Genomic DNA, 336 nt, shown 5'->3' with positions numbered 1-336 from the left:
CATGCCGGAGTGAACGATGGCATGCCCGATGCGCTGCGTAGCTGGGAGTTCGAGTGCTTTAACAGCAAGTTGGGCCGTTCCATGTGTCTGCGTATTACCAGCCACGGGGTCAAGCTCGACGGCCAGGAGAAGATCATCTACTCGCTGACCGACGTCACCGACGAGCACGACATTCGCCAGAAGCTGGTGGATGCCAAGCAGGCGGCCGAGGACGCGAATCAGGCAAAGAGCAGTTTCCTGTCCTCCATGAGCCTCGATTTTCGTACGCCCTTGAACGCCATCCTGGGCTTCTCCACCCTTATCGACCGCGACGCCGAGAACCCCGAGGCGGTGCGG

The 336-nt window shown here is 60.4% G+C and carries 1 pseudogene; it reads left to right on the top strand.

Annotation, left to right across the window (positions count from 1 at the left end):
* Window positions 1–336: pseudogene (locus PZH32_RS11975) on the top strand (hypothetical protein); the annotation flags it as partial.

Origin of the sequence: Adlercreutzia equolifaciens (genome assembly GCF_029076695.1) — a bacterium.
Taxonomy (GTDB): domain Bacteria; phylum Actinomycetota; class Coriobacteriia; order Coriobacteriales; family Eggerthellaceae; genus Adlercreutzia; species Adlercreutzia equolifaciens_A.
The sequence above is the reverse complement of the archived record's forward strand: the minus strand, read 5'-3'. Positions and strand labels throughout refer to the sequence as shown.